Annotated in this window: 14 protein-coding genes; 4 read left to right on the forward strand and 10 right to left on the reverse strand. The window is 63.0% G+C overall.

Translation table 11 applies throughout. From position 1 onward, the window contains the following. Positions 1 to 3: 3 nt before the first annotated feature. The 4 genes from SK1NUM_RS13845 (at position 4) to SK1NUM_RS13860 (ending at position 3,212) form a co-directional block, all read left to right on the forward strand. Positions 4 to 1,020 (forward strand): NAD(P)H-dependent glycerol-3-phosphate dehydrogenase, encoded by a 1,017-nt coding sequence (locus SK1NUM_RS13845; RefSeq protein ID WP_212323344.1) that lies wholly within the window; start codon positions 4 to 6, stop codon positions 1,018 to 1,020. Positions 1,021 to 1,046: 26 nt separating this feature from the next. After that, on the forward strand, positions 1,047 to 2,573 hold the full coding sequence (locus SK1NUM_RS13850) for a xylulokinase (RefSeq protein ID WP_212323346.1): 1,527 nt from the start codon (positions 1,047 to 1,049) through the stop codon (positions 2,571 to 2,573). 116 nt (positions 2,574 to 2,689) lie between these two features. Then, entirely contained in the window at positions 2,690 to 2,965 is a 276-nt protein-coding gene (locus tag SK1NUM_RS13855) for a ribbon-helix-helix domain-containing protein (protein ID WP_396020943.1), read from the forward strand. Further along, positions 2,958 to 3,212 carry a hypothetical protein gene (locus SK1NUM_RS13860; RefSeq protein WP_223927633.1) on the forward strand — a complete coding sequence of 85 codons (255 nt, stop codon included), beginning with the start codon at positions 2,958 to 2,960 and terminating at the stop codon, positions 3,210 to 3,212. The genes SK1NUM_RS13855 and SK1NUM_RS13860 overlap by 8 nt, the downstream gene beginning before the upstream one ends. A gap of 86 nt (positions 3,213 to 3,298) precedes the next feature. Here the strand turns inward: SK1NUM_RS13860 and SK1NUM_RS13865 are convergent, their stop codons facing one another. The 10 genes from SK1NUM_RS13865 to SK1NUM_RS13910 all read right to left on the reverse strand — a co-directional run bounded on the left by SK1NUM_RS13865 (position 3,299) and on the right by SK1NUM_RS13910 (position 26,231). Next, the gene (locus SK1NUM_RS13865) at positions 3,299 to 4,552 is read right to left on the reverse strand and encodes an ATP-binding protein (protein ID WP_317988063.1); all 1,254 of its coding nucleotides are present in this window, start codon (positions 4,550 to 4,552) and stop codon (positions 3,299 to 3,301) included. Between the two features lie 226 nt (positions 4,553 to 4,778). Beyond that, a complete protein-coding gene (locus SK1NUM_RS13870; RefSeq protein ID WP_212323353.1) occupies positions 4,779 to 7,868 on the reverse strand; it encodes a hypothetical protein in 3,090 nt (1,029 codons plus the stop codon). Beyond that, positions 7,865 to 9,181, reverse strand: coding sequence for an SWIM zinc finger family protein (locus SK1NUM_RS13875; protein WP_212323354.1), 1,317 nt, complete (start codon positions 9,179 to 9,181; stop codon positions 7,865 to 7,867). Before SK1NUM_RS13875 ends, SK1NUM_RS13870 begins: the two co-directional genes overlap by 4 nt. Positions 9,182 to 9,302: 121 nt before the next feature. Continuing rightward, positions 9,303 to 10,475 (reverse strand): McrC family protein, encoded by a 1,173-nt coding sequence (locus SK1NUM_RS13880; protein WP_212323355.1) that lies wholly within the window; start codon positions 10,473 to 10,475, stop codon positions 9,303 to 9,305. Between the two features lie 12 nt (positions 10,476 to 10,487). Beyond that, positions 10,488 to 12,500, reverse strand: coding sequence for an McrB family protein (locus tag SK1NUM_RS13885; protein WP_212323357.1), 2,013 nt, complete (start codon positions 12,498 to 12,500; stop codon positions 10,488 to 10,490). A 215-nt stretch (positions 12,501 to 12,715) separates the two neighbouring features. After that, positions 12,716 to 13,573 carry a hypothetical protein gene (locus SK1NUM_RS13890; RefSeq protein WP_212323359.1) on the reverse strand — a complete coding sequence of 286 codons (858 nt, stop codon included), beginning with the start codon at positions 13,571 to 13,573 and terminating at the stop codon, positions 12,716 to 12,718. 50 nt (positions 13,574 to 13,623) lie between these two features. Further along, positions 13,624 to 14,145 carry a PDDEXK nuclease domain-containing protein gene (locus tag SK1NUM_RS13895; RefSeq protein WP_212323363.1) on the reverse strand — a complete coding sequence of 174 codons (522 nt, stop codon included), beginning with the start codon at positions 14,143 to 14,145 and terminating at the stop codon, positions 13,624 to 13,626. Positions 14,146 to 14,218: 73 nt separating this feature from the next. After that, on the reverse strand, positions 14,219 to 18,265 hold the full coding sequence (locus tag SK1NUM_RS13900) for an Eco57I restriction-modification methylase domain-containing protein (protein ID WP_223927635.1): 4,047 nt from the start codon (positions 18,263 to 18,265) through the stop codon (positions 14,219 to 14,221). Then, entirely contained in the window at positions 18,262 to 21,093 is a 2,832-nt protein-coding gene (locus SK1NUM_RS13905; RefSeq protein WP_212323370.1) for a helicase-related protein, read from the reverse strand. The genes SK1NUM_RS13900 and SK1NUM_RS13905 overlap by 4 nt, the downstream gene beginning before the upstream one ends. Further along, positions 21,093 to 26,231 carry a DEAD/DEAH box helicase gene (locus SK1NUM_RS13910; RefSeq protein ID WP_212323373.1) on the reverse strand — a complete coding sequence of 1,713 codons (5,139 nt, stop codon included), beginning with the start codon at positions 26,229 to 26,231 and terminating at the stop codon, positions 21,093 to 21,095. The genes SK1NUM_RS13905 and SK1NUM_RS13910 overlap by 1 nt, the downstream gene beginning before the upstream one ends. Positions 26,232 to 26,280 lie beyond the last annotated feature (49 nt).

Genomic DNA, 26,280 nt, shown 5'->3' on the forward strand with positions numbered 1-26,280 from the left:
GTCATGAGCACCATCACGATTCTTGGTGCCGGGGCGATGGGTTCCGCCATCGCCACCCCGCTGCGGGACGCGGGACACCAGGTCAGGCTCTGGGGAACGCACCTGGACGACCACCTCATTGCCGCCGTCCGCGACGGCAAACCCCACCCGCGCACGAAGGTTCCACTGGCCGGCGGGGTCGCGACCTTCCTGGCAGGCGACCTGGCGTCGGCGCTCGACGGGGCGGACGTCGTGGTGCTGGCGGTGTCATCGGCCGGCGTGATCGACATCGCCCAGCTCGCCGCACCCCACCTGGCGGGTATCCGGGCGGTCCTGCTGACCTCGAAGGGCTTCGCCCCGGACCACGAGGGCCGCATCATCCTGCTGCCGCAGGCGGTGGAGGCGCAGCTGGCCACGCCCCTGCCCATCGTCGCCGTCGGCGGGCCCTGCAAGGCCAACGAGGTGGCGGCCCGTCGTCCGACCGCAGCCATCTACGCCGCCGCCGAGGACCCCCAGGGCTGGGCACGGTTCGCCACCACCGACGCCTACCGCGTCGCCCACACCACCGACCGCGACGGCGTCGAGCTGTGCGCCGCGCTGAAGAACGTCTACGCCATCGCCCTCGGGGTCGCCGATGGGCTGACGGAGTCCGGCGGGGAGCCGTTCCACGACCTCAAGGCGGCCGCGTTCGGCCAGGCGCTGGCCGAACTGCGTCGGCTCCTGGCGGCGGAAGGCGCCGACCCGTGGACAGCCCTCGGACTGGCGGGCGCGGGCGACCTGGAGGTCACCGGCTTGTCGGGCCGCAACAAGGTCTACGGCACCCGCCTGGGGAAAGGACAGGGCGCTGACGAGGCCCTCGCGGAGATGGTCGCCGCCGAGCAGACCGTCGAGGGCGTTCCCGCGGTCGCCCTGGCCACCACCTTCATCCAGCAGCGCCACCCCGAACTGGCCGGGGAGCTCCCCCTGCTGCACGCCATCCACGCCGTCGTCCACGAGGGCACCGGCCTCCAGCGCATCATCGACGCCGCCCTACCGCACTGAACCCCCACTACGGCAAAGAGGCCATCATGACTGACACCACCCCCGTAATCCTCGCCCTCGACTCCTCGACCACCGCCACCAAGGCCATCGCCTTCGACCTGGAGGGTCGCACCGTCGTTGAGGCCCGCCGCGAATACCCACGCCACAACCCGAGACCCGGTTGGCAGGAGCAGGACGCCGAGGACTGGTGGCGCGCTGCCGCCGACGCCATCCGCGAGGTGACGGCGAAGCTCCAGCCCAGCGGCCGGGAGGTCCTGTCGCTGTGCATGACCCACCAACGTGAGTCCTTCGTGCTGCTCGACGAGCACGACCAGCCGATCCGGCCCGCCGTGCTGTGGCTCGACACCCGCGCCGGCGAGCAGATCGCGCGGGTCGGCAGCGACCAGGTGCACGCACTCTCCGGCAAGCCGCCGTCGACCACCCCTAGCTTCTACAAGCTGATCTGGCTGGCCGAGCACGAGCCGCAGGCGATGCGCGCCGCCCGCCGCGTCGTCGAGGTCCACGCCTATCTCACCCACAAGCTCACGGGGCAGTGGGTGACCAGCTGGGCCACCGCCGACCCCATGGCGGTGCTCGACATGAGCTCTTTCACCTACTCCGACGCGCTGCTGGCGCTGACCGGGCTGACAAGCGAGCAGATGGCAGAGCTGCGGCCCCCGGGCAGCATCATGGCCACCGTCAGCGACGCCGTCGCCGACGACCTGGGCCTGCCCCGCGACCTCCCCGTCGTCGCCGGCGCGGGCGACGGGCAGTCCGCCGGGCTGGGCGCGAACGTCACCACGGCATCCCGGGCCTACCTGAGCCTCGGCACGTCGATGACGATGGGCATCCACTCCGACCAGTACCTCTACTCGCGGGCGTTCCGGACCCTGTCGAGCCCCATCGCGGGCAGCTACACCCTGGAGGCGCTGCTGTCGTCGGGTGGGCTGTGCATCGCGTGGTTCCGCGACCGACTCTCCGGCATGGACCCCAAGGACGGCCCCATCGAGCCGCGCCTCAACGACCTGGCCGCCGACGTGCCGCCCGGCGCCCGCGGGGTGCAGTTCCTGCCGTACCTGACCAGCGCCGAGACCCCGTACTGGGACGCGGACGCGCGCGGCGCGTTCGTCGGGTTCTCCGACACCCACGGCGTCCCGGAGCTGTACCGGGCGGTGCTGGAGGGGCTCGCCCTGGAGGAGCGGCTGACGCTGAAGCGGGTCGAGAAGGCCACCGGCACCGCCGTCGAACGCCTGGTCGTGATGGGCGGCGGCACCAAGTCGGCGCTGTTCAACCAGATCCTCGCCGACGCGCTGCAGCGGCCCATCGATGTGTGCGCCGAGCCGGAGACCACCTGCCTGGGCGCAGCCATCCTGGGGGCCGCGGCAGTGGGGGCGGACGGCGTCACGGACGTCCGAGCGACGGCAAGCCGGATGAGCCGCGTCTCCCACACCGTCGAACCGCAGCCGCACCTGAAGAAGCTCTACAAGAAAGCCGCCAAAGCCCACCAGGCGCTCTACCCGGCCCTGCGCAAGGTGTTCCCGACCATCGCAGAACTGCGGGAGTCCGCCGACTGACCACGCGGTGGGGTGCTGGCAGGTCAGTCGGCACCCCCTGCGCCCCAGCCTCAACCATCGCGTCAAGAAACCCCAGCAACCAGGACTCCCGGGCCGCGAGGCGTTCCGTATACGATATTGGAGTGAATGAGCACCTCCTGCATGGCAAGCCCGTCAGCGACGAGCAGATACAGGCCTGGGCAGATGAGGCCGAGGCAGGATACGACCTCGCTCGCCTCCCTCAGCCTCACCGGGGCCGTCCCCCGGTGGGTGACGGCCCCGGCACCGTCGTTCCCGTACGACTCGACGCCGCCACCATCGCGGCTCTCACCGCCCGCGCTGAAGCTGAAGGCATCCAGAACCGCTCAGATGCGATCCGGGCCGCGATACAAGCCTGGACGCACGTTGCCTGACCTCCACAAGTCCGCACGAAAACACTTCCGTCGCGACCGGCTCGACGATGAAGCAGTCCACCACGCCGCCGCGCATGTGCTGCATGCACGTGCGCTGGATGAAGAAGATGATCCTCGTCGCTGGCTGGTGATCGGAACTGATCCAGCCGGACGTCTCCTAGAGCTCGTGGTCCTGGTCTACGACGATGGCTACGAACTGGTCATCCACGCGATGAAAGCCCGGCCGCAGTACCTGGGCAAATTCTGAGCCTCCAGAACACAACAACACCCATGCCGCTCAGAGAGCCATCCGAGGCACTCATTCCGAGCCACCGGTGACACGAGCTGACGTGGTCAAGGGCCAAGCAGCGCCAGCGGCACGACGGCGACACCATCGCCACGACGGTAGGCGTGAGTTCCGGTGGTGATCACGACAAGATCGCTCACATCATCAGGTAGTTGCTCACGCAGCCACAGCAGGTGCCGCACGTCACTGTCCGCAACGGCTGCCGCTAGTTTCACCTCACAGGCGACGATCCGGCCATCACGTCCCTCGACGACGAGGTCGATCTCGTGGTCGCCGTTGCGGGTGCGAAGATGGCCGACGTGCGCACGGATGGCCTCGGCCGCGACCCGCACTGTGAGCGTAGCCAGAGACTCGAACAGCGGGCCAGCCAGGTGCGAACTGCGTGGAGTCATCATGGATGCCGCTGTGGCTCTCAGCAGGGTTGCCGCCAGTGCGGGATCCACCAGTTGATGCTTGGGCGCCTGTTGCAGCCGCGTGAAGGGATTGCCGCTCGGGCTCCATCCAGGAACAGGATCCAATAACCACAGCTGCGTCAGGTGGTCCCGGTATGCCAGGGTGGTGTCCCGAGTCGGCTGACTGCCATCTCCTGCTGTCGTGGTGTTCAGCAGCTTGGAGTAGGCGGTGGTCGTCGACGAGGCTGCGGCATAGGCGGCGAGCCAGCGTCGCAGAGCCTCAGGACGGCGTACGGCATAGCCTGCGTCAGGCAGATCCCGGTCGATGACCCGCTGCACATAGGCGCTGAGCTGATCGGAACGCAGCTGACGCCCAAGCCCCATCATCCCTGGGAAACCGCTGGCCTCAATGGCCTCCAGATAGTCGGGAAGCGTGAATGATGTCTTACCGCCGATCTCCCCCGAACACGGCGTCTCCGTCTCGAACAGCTGCCGCACAGAAACAGTCGGGGTAATCTCTCCGCGCTCATGGAGTGCCATGGGACGCATCCGAAGCGACAGGATACGCCCAGCCCCACTGTGCGTTCCCTGCGCTGTGGCCGGAGTAGCGGATCCAGTGAGCAGAAAACTGCCCGGCGGCGCACCGTCGTCGACATTACGGCGCACAAGGTCCCACACCTCGGGCATGCGCGACCACTCATCAAGCAGTGTTGTGCCGGGAGCCAGGAGGCCATCCGGGTTGGCGGCAACCAAAGCACGCTGGTCAGCTCGATCCAGCAGGTACCGGTGGGTGGCGCGCTGAAGAGCGGCGCCTGTCTTGCCGACGCCCTTTGCCCCATCAAGCGCAATCGCAGACGCTTGAGGCAGATAGTCGTCCAACAGCTTGTCAACAGTGCGTGGCAGGTACACATCCCCTCCTAGTCGACGTTTAGCACGACCCTTAGTCGACATCTAGCAGATAACATAGGCGACATTTAGCAGGACTTCTAGTCGACATCGAGCCGGAGGGAGGATGTGCCCACAGCCGCACACCGCCGAGGGGCCGTCCCTCGCGTGGAGGGACCAGCACCACCCCGCCGGCGCGGCCGCCGGACCCCAGCCGTCTCGCGCTGGAGGGCTCAGCGGCCGCTGGTCCTTACCCCACCACCGCCAGCAGCTCCCTCGCCCGGGTTCCCATCACGCCCTTGGCCTTGGTCAGCTCCGCCAGGCCGGTCCAGGGACACTCGGCCACCTTGCCGCGGCGGGCAGCCTCCTGCAGCACCAGCGCGATCTGGAGGCCGAGGGCCAGGGCCCGCGGAGTCCAGCGAGGCGGGACGTCCTGGGCTCCGGCGTAGGCAATGGCCTCCGTGACGATCGGCCACAGCACCCCGCAGTGCCGCGGGTTCTTCTCCACCCCTCGCAGCAGGGCTGTGGCCAGCCGGGGTTGAGACAGGAGCGGGACCACCGCCGAGGCGACAGCGGCCGGGGCCAGCGCACCGTCACACAGGAAATCCCTCAAGTGATAGTCACCTTCAGGACCGTAGCCGGAGGCCAGGGCCACCGCCGTCAGCCCGCTGCTGAGCGGCCCGTCAGTCCTGGGCTTGTCTTCCCGTTCGCCGGTGACCCGCAGCTTCTTCTCCTCCGGGTCCCACCACAGCCAGACCCTGGTTTCTGTCCCAGCCAGCTCGCAGCCGTGCTGCCGTTCATCTCTGAGGCCATAGGTCCAGCCGCTGACCGTCACATAACGCGTCCCGTCGCCAGCGATCAGGTCCAGCATGACCGAGCGGTCGGAGGCTGAAACCTCCATGACCTCGACGGTGAGCCCGTCGTCGACCGGCTCCCAGCGGGGATCCCCCCGCCAGACGTCCTCATAACGCCACGGCTGGATCGTCGTCCCAGCCGGTACGGTCGTATTTGCCGAGGGCAGTTTCCCGGCCAGCTCGCGAGCCAGCTTGACCGCCTCAGAACCGCCACTGCGCCCCGCGACGGCCCGGAGCCCAGGTTGCTCCAGAGCTGCGGCAGGGGCGTCTCCGGAGGCGACGGCGGCCAGCACCGAATCGGTCAGGTGCGACATCGCCACCACCAGCTCCTTGGCTCCGGCGGGCAGCCGGGACGAGGCGGCAGCCAGGGCGAGCAGCGCATCGAGTACTCGCCAGGACAGCGCGAGCATCCCGGCCTCGGCGAGGTCCTCCACGGTGGTGGCCCAGGCCGCCAGCCGGTCAGGCAGAGCGCCCGGCTGGAAGCGTTCGGGCAGCAGCAGGCCGCGTTCCCAGGCATCGATGGCGGCCTGGAAGGCTCGGGCGCGGTCCTCCCCATGGACCGCGACGCTGAGCAGGTTGACGACGGCGCGACACGGCAGCGGACGGCGGCACCTGGCGGTCTGCACGGCACTTTCTGCGCCCCCCGGGTAATAGAACGCTTGAATCAGAAAATCCGGGAAGCCGGGAAGCAGGTAGTGGGCGCCCCCTTGGCACAGCTCCATTCCCGCCGGCCAGCCAGCCATCCCGGGCTGCCCAGCCAGGTCAGCTCGGATGAAATGATCCCTGTCATCGTCCCAAAGATCGACGAGGGGATGCTCCAGCAGCTGGGCCAAAGCATCACCAGCGGTCAGCTGGTCGCCTGGACCGGATGGGGTGTGGGCTCCGCGGGTCAGGACAGAGCCGTCGGCGAACCGCACCGCGGCCTGAATCGTGCGGGCGCGGGAGATCAGGTCCTTGGTGATGTCGCTGGTGTCGACGCGCAGCAGCGCCCAGTAGAGATCCCCGGCCGGCACCGCGATGCCGGCCTCGTCGAACTGCCGTAACCGGGCGAGGAGATCCTCGGGGTCGATGGTGAGGTCGTCGTGGCTCGGCAGTGACACAATGGCGGGCACCTCCGCCAGCCGGGGACCAAGGTCCCGGGCGCGCACATCCGCCACATTGTCCGAGGTTCTGACGAGGGACCGCTGCCACTCGGCATAGACATCGAGACCAAGGCGGTACCTGTCCCCGACCCCAGCCAGCGCGAGCCTGGCCTCCTCCGGGTCGCGGCGGACGACGGCGTGCAGGGTGGCGACGAACTGCTCAGCCAGCAGCGAGTCCTCGAAGCTCCCCAGCGCGGCCGCGAGCTCGGTGAGGCGCTCAGCGGTGGCGGGCCCAGGGTCGAAGGCCGGGACCTGCCAGGTGGGCGGGACCGGCTGCCAGGGCAGCAGCGCCGTCTCCGGTTCGGGAGCCTGCGGGGTGATCCCCCAGGCCTCGCACAGCCGCTGCGTGGCCTTGGCGATGTCGGCGTCACGGACCAGCAGGTCGGTCAGGAGCGATTCAAGTTCCGTAGTCTCCGCGGGACGGGGCCGGCTGGCCAGGGCCGACAGCAGCGCCTTCGCGGCCTTCTTGGTGCGGGCGGCTCCCGCGATGACGAGCAGGTCGGGCAGGTATTCGTCGCCCAGCACCGCTACGCAGCGGGTTCCCAGGCCCTCCAGAAGCGGCCCTTCTCCGCTGGCGAGGGCTCCAAGGAGGAGGTCTGCGCGGGCACGCAGCTCGTCGTCGGTAACCGCCAGGTCGAGGAGCAGACACCCCCAGTCGGCACGATCGCTGGGACGCGGCGCGGACTCCAGGCCTGCCAGGCAGAGCTCTAGGCGACGTTCGCGAGGCAGCAGATCGAGGCGCAGTAGGTCGCCAAGGGCGCCGTGCGGGGGCAGGTGCACCTCGACGGCGAGGCTGAGATGCTCCTCCGCCTCCGCGGTGAAGGGCTCCGGGTCACCCTCGCCGCGACAGGCCTGCAGCGCCAGCGTCGTCCAGGCGACGGCGTAGCCCAGCTGGCAGGGCGGCTCCAGTTCCAGGTCACGCACGAGTTGGACCCAGGCGTCGCCGTGACTCGGGGTCATCGTCACGTACGCGATGTCGTGGCCACTGGACTCGCGGTCGATGTAATCGGCGGCGAACTTCGCGCCGCGCTCAGTGAGCAGTGCGACCAGCAGGTCATTGTCGAAGGAACCGAACCAGCGCAGCCTCACCGCCCGGCGGGCCGGGATACCGCACCGGATGGCGAAGGCCAGGAGTGCAGCACGGTCGACGTCGTCAGGGAAGGGCGACTCGAAATGACGCTGTTCACGGTTGTACTCCATCCAATCCCCCGACTTCAGTCCGTCGCGGGCGATGCGTCGCTGCTCAGCGGTGCCGATGGGCAGCACCGGCCACTGCTCAGCGGTGGTACCCACCCAGCCAAGGTCACGGAAGACGTCGATGGCGGCTGCCTGCCTGGTGTTCATGCGTTTGCCTTTCCTGTCTTTTCTGCCTTCTCCGCGAGCTGTGCCGCCAGCACATGTTTGCAGGGCCCGCGGGAGCCAGCGTGCCGCAGGTACCAGGCGCAGGTGCAGCTCCCGTCCTGGACGCGGTACCGGGTCTCGCCGCTGGCCACGAGCCAGCGGTCACCGTCCCGGGTGAGCGCCCCGGAATCAGCGAGCCGCTGCGCCGCGACCAGACGGGGGTTGTCGCGCTCGACCCGGCTCGGGTCGTGGGGCACTTCGCGGTGGAACCAGGCCCGCTCGTGGTTGTCCCAGCCGACCCGCCCCGACGCGCCGAGCACCGCCAGCGCAGCCCGCACCCGCGCCTCGGACAGGTCAGCCTCCCGGGCCAGCCGGACCTCGTCGATACGCGGGTCGAAGGCCAGCAGCGCCGAGACGAGGTCGACATCCTCAGCGACGTTGGGGGCGGCCAGCGCCGTCAGAAGCGACCCCTCACCGGAGAAGCCGCGGAAAGGCTCGGCGGTGAGCACCAGCGTGAGGCGAGCCCCGGGCAGCGCGAACTCCAATGCGGTGACGCCGTCGTCAGCGGCATAGACGGTGAGGCCTTGAAGGTCGACGAGCAGCCGGGAGACGGCGGCCAGGCGATGGGTGCCGGTCAGCCGTACCGCCCCTGGGGTGCGGTGGGGCTTGGCCATCAGCTGACCTCGCGCAGCGCTCAGCCACACCTCATCCGCCCGCGCGGCGCCAGCCCGGGGCCGGGTCTGCACAAAACGCCGGGCAGCCGCGGCCCCGACGCTGAACTGCTCGACCAGGGGCTGCGTCAACTCGGCGGCGTTGCCGAGGGCCCGGACCCAGCGGTCGGGCATCTGGACGCGACGCTCCTCCACCTTCTCGGCTGGGGTGGAGGCGCGCAGCCGGTCAGCCCCGACGTCGAGGTGCAGCAGCCCGCCGCGCGGCACCCGGGTGAGGGCCTGCCGCATCGCCGGGCCGATATCGACATTGGTGGTACCGTGCCCGATCTGGCCACCGTCGAGGCCGGCCTCCAGGAGGTCGAGGCGGGCCAGCACCCCGTTGCAAGCGGAGAAGCACTCGGCGCGTAGCCGGTCGCCGTTGGCCGTCAGGATGGGGTCGCGCAAATCCACGGGGACGGGCCGGAAGTACCGGGTGGCGGCGATGTCGGCCAGCACCAGCAGCGACCGCGTCACCACGACCGGGTGCGCGGCGAAACCGTGGAAGAAACTAGGATGCTCGACGAGGCCCGACGGGGTGAGCGCCGGAGCGAGATCCAGCGTCAGGCCGTCGTCGGTGAGAGTCGATCCATGTGAGAACGAACGCATGGCAGGGAGTCTAGGAGGGGCCACCGACAAATAGTCCGGCGCGGGAAGGCCCCCAGACGCACGCAGGACATCGATGCTTCAGCCGCGTCTGCCCCTACAAGACATCGGTTATCTTGCAAATCTACCCGCTCGGCAAGCTCGACAGCGCGATCTTGTGGATCTGGTCGAGCAGCCCGACAGGAGGAACGGCAACGTCAAGGGGATGAGTGCGGACTGTAACCCCGGAGTTACGGATCAGTGCATCGGAACCGTCGGAGCCAAACCGAGAGCCAGCATAGATCAGATGCCCTATATCGGCCCCGAGAATGGTGCAGTAGGCATGCATCTGATAAAGGTCTGCGGTCTTCTCTTCAAGCTTGTATTTCACGTCATAAACTGCCTGCACCCGACCTCGGGCAATATGAACCAGATCAGGGCGCACGGGGAAGCGATGATCGTACGTCAAATATGTCGGGTACTGTTTGCGGGTTACGCCAGGACTTATAAGCATCAAGGCCCCACCCAAAGCAGCGCCAACGAAATCTTCGAATACATCAGCCATGTTGACAACGAAGGAGGCCATGGGATGATTACCTTGCGTGGTTGTCAATCCAATCAAATCCAGGATTAATCCAGCTAGCCGCAGAGCAGGGATATAGCGTTCATTGAGGCGGTTCGGAGTCCAGGTCGGCCTCAGCGCCCCAGGTACAAGCAGTGCAGCACCCGCAAGTCGTCCCTCAAGATGACGTAGACCGCGGACCATATCGGAAGGCAGCCGCTCGACAGAAGCCATATGTCTGAGCGCCGCTCTCAGTATCTGATTCTCCGGTATATCCATGGAGAGAGCAGAGAATCGGACCTCCAGCGGAATTGGGATCCCGTGACGCCGGGTGAGTTGATCGGAAATCCTGATCCTGCCTCGCACGACGGGAAGGCTGTCGTCCTTCGTCACGTAACCGCGGAGCACTCCTCGTTCAAGGGCCCTTTCGCCGAGCCGAATCAAGGTCTCGCCAAGGGCAGGCCACACCTCGTCGCTGGCAGTCCCGCCAAATTCGGCGGGCCGGAATCCCTGATCCTGCGCATAGGCGAGCATGAACAGGAGCGAGGAAAATGGCGCCTTGGGTCTGACCACGATGTCACAGTCATTGGACCGGATTGCGCCGACCTTATTGAGGCAGGGCCGCATCTCCCACCGCCTGTCCGGTAAAGGCGTAACCTGCACCAGCTGAGTGGCATTGAGGCCTGCGGCCTCGATGGCAGACAGCCGGACGGCCGCTGCTTCCGTCTGATTCTCCGTGAACGTCAGCCGCTCCATGATCAGTTCTTATCAGCCTCGGTCATCACCCTCCGAGAGGTGAGCTTGTCGCCGTCTAAGCAGCGCCCCACGGATAGCCTCCAGGCTGAAGTTGGCGTGAATCTGCTCATGGTCGTGCATCGCGAAGAGCTGTTCCTCCAACAGCGGCAGGATGTCGTGACGCCAGATACGCCTGAGCCCCTCATCAGTAGCTGCCTCATCACGCATCAGATATGACGGACCGATCTGAAAATCACGCAACCTGCCGTCCAACTGATTATTGAGCTCGACTAGAAGGTCAGCCCGCTCGGAACCGTGTCCGAGACTCTGGAGATAGGAGGCTAGCACTCCTGAGACCGGTTCTTCAGATGGATGCATCTCGATGAAAGGGAAACGCCGCCGAATGGCAGCATCAACCAGGGCAATGGAGCGGTCGGCTGTGTTCATGGTACCGATAAAATAAAGATTCTTCGGAAGGAGGAATTCCTTCTCCGGTGAGTACTGGAGATTGATCTTGTCGCCTCGATATTCCAGCAGGTAGTAGAGCTCGCCGAAAACCTTGGCGATATCGGCTCGATTGATCTCATCGATGATCAGCACATAGGGATGGTCGGGATCCTGCTGAGCAGCTTCAGCCAGCAAGCTGAGAGGACCTGGCATAACGGCATAGGTGATACTGCCTTCCATGACCACCGGACGTAGGCCCTCAAAGAAGTCCTCATAGGAATAGGACGGATGAAATTGGACAATCCGCACGTTCTCACCTGCGACGTGACGGGCAACTTTACGAGCAATAAAGGTCTTGCCGGTGCCAGGAGGGCCGTAGACGATGAGCTGTCTGCGGGACTCCAGCAGGTCGATGTACTCATCCAGCCATGCTGTGGATATGTGGACTTCGGCAGCCAATTCATCGGTAGCGCGCGGCAGAGTGACCTCGGAAGTCAACTCAATGGGGGTATCCCCGTCGAACAGTGCCTCGATGGTGTTCCCCACACGCGCCAGGTCGACGATCAACCTGGGACTGCCGGACAGACTCGCTGTTTCTGGGGGCAATGCCTCGATAGGCACCTCGATCCTGTTCCAGGAGACTCGACGACGCAGCCTTGGCGCCTCATCTGTGAAGTAAGGTTCGCCTGCGATGCGCCCCACCCAGGCACGATCGTCACGCCTGGCGATGATGGCGTCGCCTTCGTGCATCAGGGACAGGAAGGCGTGGTAGTCCTCGACCAGGGCTCGGCGCTGCGCATATTCGACGTGCTCATAGCCCGATTCGACTTGGGCATGTATCTGTTCTTTGGTGGCCCCCGCCTCCAAGGCCTTGATATGCGCGGCGGCCAGGGAAACATAGCCCTGTCCAAGCCACTCGTTGATGGTCGCCTGCCCGTCTGGGCCGGTGCGTGTCAGCCAAGCGCGTTGTTCGGTTTTCACAGCCTTGGGGTGCTGCCAGCGGGCTCGAAGAGGATCGCGATACCACTCGATCGGCTGCTTCATCTCTCTGAACAGCTCCAATCGAATGGCCAGCAGGTCTCGGTCGATAGCCTCCTGATCATCGCCGGTTGCGCCGTCAATGACGCCTGCCAGAGCATTCCGGATCTCGCATTTATGCCCCATGCTGCTGATGGGCTCAAACACCTTTGGGAATACGAGGAAAAGCAGGGCGTTGCGAATATTTGAAACGTCGTTGCGATCATCCATCACAATTTTGTGAAATTCCCAAGGATCGCGGCGCGCTGCGTCCTTGCGACCTTCGGAAAGCGCGGCCCAGCGGCCAACAAATCGGGCAAACCAGGGAATCTGTTTCCACAGCCGCTGGTTGTAGCCCACGCCACCCGCAAATGAGCCCTTCTCAACGCCCAGGCTACGTCTCATCTCATCCGGTAGACTGACGGGGGTTCGTAGACACGACAGAATGCGTGTCACATCTTCGAGTTTCTTCGTGGCCGTTATGCTCCGATTCGGCAGATCTCGCAGGAACACGATCTCCGCGGCCAGCAATATCACCTCGCGGGGCTGGTCGGTGAGTTGAAGATTCAGCGTCTCCCACACACTTTTGCCTGTGGTAGCGGAGTCGTCCTCTACGGCTCTCCTCAATGCCTCGGCAGTCTCGACGGTCCAGATGGGGGTTCCTGGGTCGATCACGGACATACCGTCGCCCATCATGTGGTCCACGACATAGGAAGCCGCTTCTCCGACTGCCAGATCCGACGGCAGACGTGATGCAGCAGAGTGGTACGGGTCAACGTGGAAGGTGGAGAACATCACTAGCTACTCTCATCCGACGAGATGACCAGCGATGACAGATCGACGACCGGCTTATAGGGGACGCCGGAATTGATGGCATGCTGCATGGCGTCGTAGATACCGAGGATGATCCGCTTGGTCCGGTACTCACCGTGAGCGGCTTCGTCGTGTTTTCGCACCGCACGGAATGTGTCCATGATGTAGACCACATCGTCACGGGCAATGCCAAACAGGTGGAACACCGCAGCATCGATCTCGCACCGGATCAAGAGCCGCTTCCCCGGATCCCAGGCGTACACCTTCTCTTTCCCCATCAGGTCTCTCGCCATGGGGGCCATCGCCCACGAGGTACAGCTCAATGCAGCCACTCGTTCATTCATCCAGCTGCGGAGAGAACCAGCACCCCAAGAGCATGGCCGATCAAACGTCTCCGGGCTAGGCATCGGCAACTGCTTCAAATAAAAGAAATTAAAATTTAGCCCTGCTACTTTGAGGCGAGCTACATAGTCAAATGCAAAGGAATTGAACACCCCTAGGAGACACTCCTTGCATTCTCCCATCACCAGGGCGTAGGAATTGCCAACTCCACCCCTCGGCAAGGCTGCCGAAAGCATGGTGCGCTCATTGGTTGCGCTCGTCACGTTGGAAAATCCGACCAGCCACGCTGGCAGATCACCGGGCAACACCTCCTCCCGCACCCAGTTGATCGGCAGAGCCTCACGCCACGGATCGGCCTTGTCCTCATCCGTCAGATAACGCGGCTGGTTCTGGCGCTTCTCAGCGGTCGCGCTCTTGTAGACGTCGGCGTCACGATGGTCGTACGCATCGAGCATCTTGGCCTCGTAGAGCGGGAACATCCGTTCCACTGTGTCAGTCATGGCCTGTCGTCCTTCCCAGATCTGTCATCCTCGTCAACCGTAGCCAGCTCTCACCTCAACTCGGCAGCCAGCTGCTCCTCAGCCGGCAAATACAACTGATACCGCGACGTGAGAATGGTCTGGTTGTTCTCAGGCAAAGAAAACCGAACCACCGCATCATTCTTATCAGCACACAAAAGAACCCCCATCGTGGGATTCTCATCCGATTGCGCCCAGTTCGATTGCGAACGCAGTGCGTTCGCAATCGGGTACGTCTGATAGAACTGCCTGGCCAGCTCCAGCTGGCGCACCGAGAAACCCGATCCGAACTCAGGCTCGATCCTCTCCGCCAGACCCCTGATGGTGTAAGCACCATATTTGGCTCGCGCGGCTCCACCCTGCGCCTCCTCAACGATCCGACGTCCGATCCTCCAATACATGAGCACGCGGTGATGACTGACACTTCGCGTAACCTCCCCGCGAGAATCCAGGATGATCCTGCGAACATCACGCACCAGAGCGCCCAGCTGCACCTCGCCGCTTTCAACCAGAGACGGCTGACCAGCATCCCGCCGTTCAGATGAATCATTCATCTCAGCCTCTAAAAGATCCAAGACAAGTTAAGGTCATGAGCCGACGATACTGGCGGGGCCTGACAATTTTGGGTCATGAGCGAGCCCCCTCAAACGGAGAGCAATACGGCCGTCCCGTGGTGATGGCCTCGGCCATGGCGTCGTATGCCTCCAGGATCAGGCGCTTGGTGCGATACTCACCGTAGCGCCCCTCGTCCTTGCGCTTGACGATGGGAAACGTCTCCATGATGTAGTCGACATCATCCCTGATCACACCATAGACATGGAACATCAGCGCATCCAGCTCCGCACGCACCTGGGCGCGTTCATCCTCCGAAACGATCCAGGCATTGAGCCGATCAACTCGGAGGCCGATCCAGGAATCAGCAGAACGTCCGAGTTGCAAACCAACCACTTCGAAGTCTTCTGGAGCTGGGGTGGTAAGCTGCATTGTGGTGAAGTATTTGAGATGTGTTCCCCCGCTCTTCTGTCGAGTGACAAAGTCGAACACAAAAGAGTTGAACGCTGCTTCAAGTGAAGTCCGGTAGCCACGACCAGGCATAGCCAGCAGCACTGGATCACCAAAGGCAACTCGCGGAAGCAAGGTTGAGATCATCGTACGTTCATCGGTCGCACGGCAGATATCGCGCCATCCGAGGAACCAGTTCTTGTCCCACTTGTCCCCGATCTTCTTGTCGATCTCGGATTCGTGAACCCAGTAGCGCGGCATGGGAAGGCGTCGCTGGGCTTTCTCCTGCTCCGTCATCAGCCGTGTCGAGCCGTCGCCCTCGTAGGTGGCCCACCGGATGTCATAGTGATGGATCATCTTCGCCTCAAACAGCGGCATCATCCGCTCCACCTGGTAGCTTGGTGTCCTTGGTCTGTCTGTCTGTCTGTCTGTCTGTCTGTCTGTCTGTCTGTCTGTCTGTCTGTCTGTCTGTCTGTCTGTCTGTCTGTCTGTCTGTCTGTCTGTAATGATGCGTTCGAAGACGTTGCCGTTGAGGCTCCAGCCAGCGTCCTCCAGCTCCTCGCGAGTGTAGAAGAGATGCGAGTCGTTCGACATGTCGAACATGCGCAGGAAGCTGATGCCCCACGGGTTGCCGTTCGGGTCGCCCTCCCTCAGGAGCACCGGCAGGCGGCGATAGATGCCCAGAGTGATCTCGGCATCACGGCGCGTCCGGAAGATGGGCAGGGTGCCGGTGTTCGGATTGACGAGGGAGATCTCCTCCGGCGTCATCGTGAACACCGCTCCCTCGATATCACTGGGATCATGCAGGAAGAACGCAAACCGGGGCCGATCACATTGAGCCTTCCGCCCTGTCAGCGTCAGTAGACAAAACTTAAAGGAACGATGGACACCTCGAAAAGTAGGAGCTGAGTTCTCGAAATCGAATAGAGATCGGATGCGGTGGTGCTGCACCAGATCCTTGAAGTAATCCTTGGTGGTGCTGTCGGTGGCGATGCCGGTGGGCACGATGATTCCGACCTGACCGGTGGGGGCTACGAGGGTGCTGGCAAGTTCGCAGAAGACCGCGTAGGTGTTCACATCGCCCTGCCCCGCCAGCGGATAGCGTCCTGATTTGTGAAGCAGATGGCTCGCGCCCTCGGCCTTTCGCCGTGCGGCGAGAAACTCGGTATGGAGTGCTTTGTCGGCTAGGGAACCACTCGTCGCCAGCTTTTCGATCAGCCGGCCTCGGGCAGCCTTGTTGGGCGCGTTGGCTATCTGCTCATCCCGCGAGGCGAAGAACTCCTGCTCCTGAAGCTTGACCCGCTCCCACGGTGGGTTGCCGACGATGCAGTCAAACCCTCCGCCCCATCCCTCTGGGCCGTGGGCATCGGAAGCCTCGAAGACCTCGGGAAACTCGATATGCCAGTGGAAGAACTGATGGTCGGCTGCGATCCGCGCCACCTCGAAACTCTGCTGTTCCAGATGCGAGGCCGATGGATCAGAGGCAAATTGCTCCAGGGTTGCCGATGTGGGCACGGCATTGGCATCGGTCAAGATCCATACAAAAGCTGACATCCATGCATCGGCTTTGATCTTCTCACTGCGATAGGCAGCAGATTGCTCATAGTCACGCCAACGTCGTGCCTGATCACGCACCAAGTCGATGTCATCAAAGGTGCCCAGCAGCCCACGGTGAACCTGCGCCAGAGGACTCCCTAATGAGAAGTCAAGCTGCCCCTGCCCACCATAAACGCCAGATTTCCGCTCGGCTTTGTTTCGTTTCTTGAGTACGGCCGCGACCTCCTTGTCGTCGCCCTCCAGAGCGGTGAAGGCGCCGTCAGGCAGACCTTCTCTGAGCAGCGTCGGCGTGGTACCCAGCAGGGAGTTGCCGACGCGGATGCGGGAGTCGAGGAATCCCAGCGGCTTGCCCGGTTCCATGGCCTCAAGCCAGAGCGACACCTTGGCGAGTTCAGCGGCAAGCGGATTGATGTCGACGCCGTACACACACCGACCGACGACGTCACGGAGCGCATGTCGCACGTCGTCGGGTGTGGGCTCGCCTTCCCCGGAACGGATTGACGCCAATCGACGGGCAAGACGGCGGGCACCCGCGACCAGGAAATGTCCCGAACCACAGGCAGGGTCACAGATGGTCAGATCCAGCAGGTTCTTCTCAGCCTGCTCATGATCATTCCCCGCCACCTCAATGGCCTGATCGATCACGGGGTCGAGCGCGGTGTCCAGAAGGGCGGACACCAGCGACGAGGGCGTGTAGTAGGACCCCGTGGTCTTACGCTCATTGCCCGCAACCTTGATGAACTCGTATCGGCGTTCCTCAACCATCACCCGAGGGACCAGTTCCAGCAAGGACTCATAGACGGAGCCGAGTTCCTCCGACCCGAGGTTGCGATAGTCCACCAGTTGAAGGCGTTGCCCCGACTGGAACCAGCCGAGGTCACGGACAGCGGCCAGCAGCACATCGTTCCCCAGTTTGAGGTCGAGCAGCAGATCACCGTCGCCTTCCATCGGGTCGAAAAGACCACCCAGCGCGGGAAGCGCGAGGGCCGGCTGTCCCTCATCGCCAAGAGATCGTAGGACGATCACCTGAGCCTGCCACAGATCGCCGTAGGCAGCGGATCCCTGCCGAGAGTGGGCCTGTTGACGAAGTCGCTTGGTCGAGAAGTACCTGTCGTAGCGTTCCCTGGCCTCAGTCAGGGCCGCTCTCTCCGCCGACGAGTTGTCTGTGGTTTCTGGTCTCAGCAGCAGACCCCTGTCCTCGATCACGAAGAGGAACAGCATCCGGTAGACAAGCCTCAGCAGGTGACGATGGTAGGTCTCGGTCGTGAGCGCACCGACGCTGAGAGCCTCACGCAGCGAGCTGTTGTCCCGATGGGTCAAGAACCCTGAACCGAGGTGCCTCAGTGCACTCTCAACGCCATCACGCAGCTGGTCGAGGGCGCGGGCGCCGGTCCTGATCGAATCCTCACGCCACAGCTCCAACCAGCACTGGGAGGGGATGGGGTCACCTTCCGGACCGAGCCGCGGCTCAAGGCGAGACTGGTGACACAGCTGCCACAGGATCATGAACTCACTGAACAGCTCGCCCTCGAAGATGGTCTGAAGGTCGAATTCGACGTACGCGGACCCGGCCAATGCTGTCGAGTCACGCAACAGCCGGAGTTTGAGCCCATTGGATAGCAACGCCCACAGCCGCCGATCATCCCGGTTGAGGACTTCCTGCACCATCGCCTGTGGGGCCCGCGCAGCCCCAGAGACACCGGGGTTCCGTCGGTCCAGATCAACACCGGGACCAAGCAGATGAATCGGAACCTCATTCCACTCGTGTGAGATCGGATATGACTGGTCGTCAATCTGAACACCGTGGCTGGGAGTGAGACGTCCATAGCCAAGCTCCTGCAACAGAATCAGCAGCCAGCATTCGCGGACCACGGCTGAGTTCGTGGATCCCATCCCTCCGGGTTCCCTGGCCTGGGTTTCCAGCCAGGCTGTCCAGGCCCCCACCAGATACGTCCAGGACCGGTTGACCGCGTCAGCGATCGTCTGGCGTCCGGCAATGTGAAACGACGAAGGGCTGCGGGACCCATCGGGTCCCAGCGTGCCATCCCGGAGCAGCTGCAACAGGCTCGACGGGACGATACCGCCCTCTACGCGGATGGCCTGGATAGCGTTCACTCGGCACCGCCTGGCTGATACACGAATACTCCCAAGATGTCCACAGGCAGCTGCGGCGTGACATCCAACCCCCGCAAGGTGAGTGATCCCACGGCCTCTCGGCCACGCGCCGACTGACGAACCCTGGCATGAGCCTGCCGCAGCTCCTGAGCAACCTGCGCTGCCAGAGAGTCGAGGAGCACCGAGCTGTTCTCCCCAACAGAGCGAAGCACGTTACCCATCAGACCAGGCACCCGATCCGCCGGAACATTGGCTGTTGGGAGCGAGCCCAATAGCTCCTCCACCCGATCGGGTGGAAGCCACGTCGGATTCTTGGGTGTGCCTGTAAAGGCAAGGGCCCTGGCCTCCTCAGCCACCTGAGTTCGCGGCCCACCACGCCCGGGAAGAGTCAGGTGAATGCGGAATCGGACGATGAGCAGGGTCGTCATCACATCCACACTCTGCGTGGTGATGACCCCGGCGCGGCGGGCCGGCCGCACATCCTCGTGGAGGCCGGAGTCCAGGGCTCCGTCGAGAACAAACTGGGCCAGCGCCCCAACGCGCCTGTCAGTGCGGACCATGGCAGCGGCACCCTGGGGTGCGGGCAGGTCAGGGACCCAGCGAAGTCTCCCACCTGCCTGCAGGGTGTCCTTGAGGCCGATGGGCAGAGAGCCCATGTCGAGCATCAGGTTCTCGTTCTCATCCCAGGTCTCGGCTTTGACGGCTTTGAGGGCACTGCGAACGAAAGCGGCCACGTCGCTGAAACCACCTATCCGGGAGCGGGCTTCTTCCACCTCCCGAGACACCTCGTCGGGATGAATGGCAGCTTGAGCGTAGCGGGTCCGGGAAACCCTTTCCTGCTCGGCTGCAGATTCCCAGTGGTCGGTGAGGGTGAAGAGCTCGTCGTCGAGAGTCGGCTGCTGGGCGGGCTGGCCACGCAGCATGAGTCCCTCCATGAGAGCGCTGAGCACCCGTTCGTTCGCCTCGTTGGGCACGGGCACGCTGACGCCGAGGTCCTTGCGGATCTGGGCGTGTTTGCGGATAAGCGCATCCATCACGATGCCGTCAATGCCTGTGTCCTCGCCGTAGATGGTCACGGCCCGCACGATTTTGGCTATCTGGCCGAACCGATCGACGCGCCCCTCACGTTGCTCGTGCCGAGTCGGATTCCAGGCCAGGTCGTAGTGCAGGATGGCTTGGAAACCGACCTGAAGGTTGATGCCCTCGGACAGGCAGTCGGTGGCGACGAGAACGCGTCGACCGTCGGGGTCCTTCACCAGCGCAGCCACTCGGGCAGCGCGGTCCTCTGGAGTCAACTCACCGGTGACCACCTCGATCGGGTAGCCCTTGGAAAGGACGGCACGCAGGTGTTCGGCGACGTATTTCGCCGTGGGAATGAAGCGACAGAACACAATCGGTGAGAACCCTTCTTTCAACAGGTTCTTCACCTCAGCCGTGAGCCTGGAGAGTTTGGCATCGTCCTCGGGGGCGAGATCCTCGGCGCGAGCCGCCATGTCGGTGAGGAGTCGGGTCTCATTCGTCGCGGAGTCATCGGGAACGGCCCCCGGGGCGGTGTCGTCGCCCTCGGTGTTGCTGTCGTCGACGAGGTCGAAGATGGTCCCACGCCCCATCGCGTCCACAGCGGCGGGAGTCTCAGCGGCACTGGTGTTGGATCGAGTGCGCATGGTGGCAACGGCGGCCGCCGGGGAGGACGCGACAGAGCGCAACAGGTTCAGAGCGGACCACCACCGCATCCGCCGCTGCGCGTGACTGCCGCTCTCGTTCCTGACCTGCCCCTGGGCGTAGGCGATAGCATCACGCAACAGATCGGCGTACTTCGGCGAAAGCCGGTATGGAGCCTCACGGGTTTGACGGTCGTCGGGGAATCTGGTGTCGACGCCGAGATAGTCGCGGATGTCACCACGACGTCGCTGCACAAGGTGGCGGGCCAGTTTGGCGCGACCTGCCTCGGTGTCGAGCTTTATGGTTCTCAACTCCGGGTCAAGCAGACCGAGCATGTTACGAAACGCTCCCTCGTTGCCGGAATGTGGCGTGGCCGTGACCAGGACCAGATGGGTTTCAGCTTTTTGGGACAGGGCCTCAAGGAGTCGATAACGCTGCGTGCGAGCACGACCACTACCACCGCTGTCGTCGACCACACAGGTATGGGCCTCATCGACGATGATCAGATCGGGTGCGGCGCGCAGGAAGTCGTCACGACGCCGGTCCGCCTTGATGAAATCGGTCGAGACGATAGTGACCGGGTAACGCTCGAAAATCGATTCGCCGTGTTTGAGACGACGCTGCAGACGGGTGACCGTGGAGCCCAGGACAAGTTCTGCTTCAAGACCGAACTTCTCACGCAACTCGGCCTGCCACTGCTCGGCCAGCGAGGGCGGACACAGCACTGCGAGCCGCTCAGCGCTACCCTGCGCGAGGAGCTCGCTGGCGACCAGTCCGGCCTCAATAGTCTTACCGATGCCCACATCGTCGGCGATCAGGAGTCTCACGGTCTCCTGCCGCAACGCCATCAGCAGGGGGACGTACTGATAGGGCCGTGGATCGACGTTCAGGGACGCCAGCGACCGGAAGGGACCACCCGTGGAGCGGAACCCGATACGGAGTGCCTCTCGCAGGAGACGGGCTGACTGGTAGTCGCCGAGGTCGTCCACCGAGGGTGGCGGGAAAGTGGCGGGAGTGACTTCCTCAACGTCGGGGAGGACACCCGCGACGTCTAGGCTTCCCCCGGCCAGCGGTCGGAGAACAAGAAAGTCGTCTTGGCTCTCCGGCAATACCACCCAGTCACGACCGCGAGCTGTGACCAGGGTTCCCACGTTGAAACTGGGCATCACTCAACACTCCCAAACACGCTCGGATGAGCCGCAACCAAGTCCTTGAAGGGATCCTCGGGTCGCCAGGCCATGACCTCCCAGCCGCTAAAGGTCAGCGGGTCGAGATCGATATCGGATTCATGCTCGTCACTCAGAAAGATCACGACCGCCATCGCCTGCGGATAGACCAGGTCGACATTGATACCTGCGATGGTCCCACCAACCTCGGCCGGCTGGTTGAGGTCGTGGCTGCGAAGATATGCCAATGCCCTTTCAATCGGACTCGCCAATTCGTCGAGGTCACCGGGTGGCATGGTTGGTCCGGTCTCGAATGATGTCGACGCGGAAGAAACCGATTGGGTTCTGGACCTGAGCAGGCGAGTCAATGTCTTGATGGCAAGGCGTCGGTCGATCTGCTCATGGCTGTTCTGATTGCCGTATGTGAGCAAGCAGCGATAACAACCTCGAACGCAAGCTTTGGGGTCTTCTTCACCTGTATCAGGATCGACATGAATGATCTCCAGTGCCTTCCGGGCCACCCGGCTCATAGCCTCCGACTCGCCTTGGAGCCGCCGCAGCACACCGGCGCCGCCCTCCGCTGCCTCGACGATCATGAAACGACCCTGGTCACCAGCATCCGGCAGCGCCTCGGTGGTGAGCTCGGAGTCCTCAAGCTGGTATACCGCCTCGATACCTCGCTCTATGGCATTCATCAACGTTATTGCCTCTGCAGTGTCAACCTGTGAGCTCCACCGCATGATGGCGATATTGCGACGATCCTCCACGTAGGGGATGACTCGTTGCTTTCGAGGCACATCCTCCGCCCTCAGGTCATCATCGTCGTCTGAGTCCATCTCGGCTGCTCGTTTATCGCTGAGCCATTCACCTCGAATGGTGTTGAGCCAGAAGCCATCATTAGTTGCCGTGCTGTGCCCGCGGTTGATAGAGCGAAGTTCGGCGGCGTCGCCGTAGACGATGTCAGCTATGACACTTTCGTTTTCGTTGTCGACGATTTCGGACTGAAGACTGGCTGGGCGGGATCCTCGCCGGGTGAAGCGGTACGAGGTCTCGATTTTGAAACCAGCGCGTTGACGTTCTTCCTCGTCGGCTCCGATCCGGTCACGTCGGCGGGTGATGACCATCTGCATTGGAAGCAGATTCGTCATCGGATCACCGAGGAGCTCTCCGCAGTTCTGGCACAGATCCACACCGACCTCACGGTCATGGTGGTAGCCGCATGCCCCACAGAGACGCACCTCGCGCAACGTGACATTGCTGTTCTGATCCTCTGATCCGCCACCTGATCTTGGAAGATTGATGCGAGCAACTCGATAACGGGCGCCCTCATGGTAGATGAAAGCGCCTGGCCCGAACTCCCGCAAAGCCAGGAAACGCGGCCGCTGCAACCAGGCCGCATCTTTGTTCTGCCGCCCCGGGATGTAGGCAGCCAATGGTAGACGTGGAAACGAATAACCCGGTAGGAAACCCTCGGATGCCAGGTAGCGGTAAGGGTAGAAATCTCCGCCGCTGTGGGCTCTGTCATCATCGTTGAGCAACAGATCGCGTTGGCGACGAGCTTCTGAAAAACGAGACTCAGCAGCCATGCGATCTTTCTTGCTCAGGTTCGCATCCTGCGTCAGCTTCGTGGCGATGTCCATCTCTCCCCGGGTGGCACGATCCAGCATCCGCCAGCGTTCGCAGGCCTGGTCGAGCGCCGTATAGGCATCACGCACGACGTCGTCCACCCAATTTTTGGACCACCATGGCGCCAACTCTAGTTCCCTCGCCATCGGGTCAAGGACGGCATGGGCAGCCTTCGCGGCGCTTTCAAAGAGGGATTCCCGCGTGAATCGCTCAGCCAGCTCCGGCAACACCGGGTAGTCATCCCCCTCCGATGGGATGGACAGCACATCCTTCATCGACTTACCGAGACTAACCCCGCTGGTGGCGAGCCAGATGGAGTGAACGTGCGAACGCACCAAGTCCTCGTTGGCCAGGTCGATACGTGGGGGCAAGACCCGCCCAGCGACCATCTGATCAGAGCGTTCGAAATAGTAGGAGTCATGAGCATTGCCACTGGCACAGTACGTGACGACAAGGGCTGGCTGGCCCGAGCGGCCTGCCCTGCCAGAACGTTGTGCGTAGTTCGCCGGTGTGGGTGGCACGTTCCGCATGGCCACGGTGTTCAACGAGGCGATATCGACGCCCAGCTCCATCGTCGGAGAGCAGTACAGAAGCTTGAGCTCACCTACGCGGAACCGCTCCTCACGTTCCTCTCGATCCTCAGCGCGAACCTGAGCGGTGTGCTCACGAGCCTGGAGCGTAGCCAATTCATTACCCGTTTTGAGATACAGGTCCTTGAAGTATTGGACTATCCGAGTGCCCGACTCCCCATCGTTCGTGCGACGCAGGGGGTCGGGAGCGCCGTGTTCCCCCTCACCTTCGAATACTCTGATCTGGTGGAGCTTGAGCCGATAGCCTCTCACTCCTCGCTCAGCGACTTGAGCCAGAATGCCGTTGTGCTCCAGCACCTTGACCAGGGACTCCTGAATCTCCTCGATCTCATACCCATCAAGGCCCTCAAACTGGCGAATCAGCCAGCGACCGAATAAGGATCGTCGCGAGATCGACAGGACACCACGATACGCGTTGCTGGGGGTTGAACCGAGCACAGCCAGTCCAACATCGGGAACAGGCTCTCCTTCTTCTACCGTCCAGACGCCCTGCAGATGCTCCCGGCTGAGGCGCTGCAGTTGGTCGACATGATCTCGTCCAAACAGATCGGTGTCGATGGCCAACACCCGACGGAACTCGTCCAGCAGGACGTTGACGAGTTCTTTGCGTTTCTCCGGCGCGGCACCACGAAGCAGTCTGTGTGCCGCACCCCAGGACGGCTCGTGTTCGCAGAGTCGTTCGGCGGTCGGATACGTGATCCGGACCAGACCGGTCTGCTCCAAGTTCGGCAAAGTGATCCGCCAGCCCCTACGAAGGTCCTGTAGCGCACGATATTCGACGACTTTAGCGAGTGCTCTCCTAGCGGGCTGGGGATCGAATGCAGCAGCGCTCTGGGCGTAGTGCTTCGGCTCAAGCTTGAGATATTTCGGCAAGAGCTGAACGTACTCGAGGGGATCAATCCCTTCTTCTCCCGCACCTTTGCAAGCAGCATAGATGGCTGCGCGTAGCTGACCGACCAGGATAAAATCATTGACGTGACCTGCTTGAAGACTGGCATCCTGCCGATTGTCGACAAAGGTCAACAGCTTCTTGACGTCCTCGTTCAGGCTTTTGAAGCTTTCCAGCGATTTCATGATGCTCAGGCTCAACACCGTCATCGCGCTGGATCGACCCTCTTGGTCGAGCGCCACAACCTTTGAGGCCTCCATGGCGCGGGGCTGGTGATAGGTCGTGCCGCAGCGTAGGCAGAACAGCAGGCCTTTGGGAATCCAGACGGCCTCAATCGCTCCCAGATCCTCGGAGAGGTTTCCATCCTCAAGGATCTTCCCCATGGGGTTGACCATCATGGCCTGGGGCACACGGTCACGCCGAGAAGGTATGACCCTAAGCGTTCCCTTGGCGGAAACCTGAGTCCACGCATCGGGAACCCGGTCGACGGGGTCACTGGGCCATGGGTCGGAGGTGTCGATGTAGAGATAACCGTCATGCTCATCACGGATCTGCATTCGAGTTCGGGCGACGAAGGCCTCCTGTTTGGTGTCTCGTCGCACCATCAGGTATTCCTGTCCACAATCTCGGCAGAAGGCCAGCGGATAGAGACGCCGCTCGGTGTCGGAACCACCAGAGGAGCCGGCAAGAACCACCTGATAGCTATGCTCGATGGCGCGAGTTTCCTCAGGTTCCAAGGTGACATAGATCGAGGCCCCCTTGGAGATGAACTGGTGCAGCCTGAAAGCGAAAAGAGGCCGCTTCGACTCAGGATCCGACACACGAGCGCCTGCCAGCAGAGTCTGCTGAATGGCGGTGCGACACGCCTCTTGTCCTTTGCCCGTCAAGTCAGCCAAGGTTTTGCCTTCAGCCTCCACCGTGGTGGGGGTGCGCCGCACGAGAATCCCAGTTTCAGGTTCCTTGGTCAGCCCGAAGCGCTGTTCGATCCATTCCGCCAGCGGATCTTGGGATAATTGTTCATAGCCAGCCGACAGTCGAGGATCCTTGGACTCTGTACCGCCCCGAGCATCAACTAATTCACCAAGATCAATGGCGGCACCGGGTCGTGTCGCTCGGGTCAGTGTCTCCGTGATCACATCGCACGGCTCGATCAGAGTCCCGAAGATCTGGGTGGCAACGTCGGCAACGTCTTTGCGCTGCTTCGCTATCGTCTCGGCTGTTGACATCGTCGCCGAGGTACCAACGCACTGCAGCTTGCCTGTTGTGTGCACGGCTTCGCGGACGCGCCTCACCAGCATGGCGACGTCTGCGCCCTGTCTGCCTCGGTAAGTGTGCAGCTCATCGAGCACCAGAAAATTGAGGTTGTTCGTCGCGCCGAACAACCTATTTCGTTCGTTGGGACGAGTCAGCAGGAGTTCGAGCATCACGTAGTTCGTCAAGAGGATGTCCGGTGGATCGGCCAGGATGCGTTCGCGTTCATCGTCGCCCTCTTGGCCCGTGTAGCGCTTGTAGCTGACGACACCGTCCTCGCCGAGGAATTTCTTGAGCTCCTGGACCTGACTGTTCGCCAACGCGTTCATGGGGTAGACGATGATCGCCTTAATACCAGGCAGGCCACCATTGCGCAGCACATAGTCAACGATGGGAATGATGTATGCCAATGACTTACCGGAGCCGGTTCCCGTCGTCAAAACATATGACCTGCCCTCAGCGGCCTTCTCGATCGCCTCAACCTGATGTTTGTACAGTGACAGTGGCTTGCCCTTGAGTTGGAAAAGGTCAGCGGACTCTGACAGCAGCACATTGCGAGAAGCCAGGTCATCGACCGTGCCTCCGCTTGCGAAGGTCGGATTCAAGGAGAGCCAGGGCGCCGGCCATTGCGCTCCATTATCCGACTGGGAACGCACCGAATCCTTCAGACGACGATCCCGGATCTCGACGAAGCCCTCTGTGAACTGGCGGTAGTCCCCGATCAGCTCGCGATGCATCCGGAAAACGTCCAGGGGTTCCGGGGAGGAGGAACTTGCCCCCATGGCGAAGCCTCCTTCCATGTGCTGTGCAACTCGTCAACGTCATTATGAG

It is taken from the genome of Arachnia rubra, assembly GCF_019973735.1.
Classification (GTDB): Bacteria; Actinomycetota; Actinomycetes; order Propionibacteriales; family Propionibacteriaceae; genus Arachnia; species Arachnia rubra.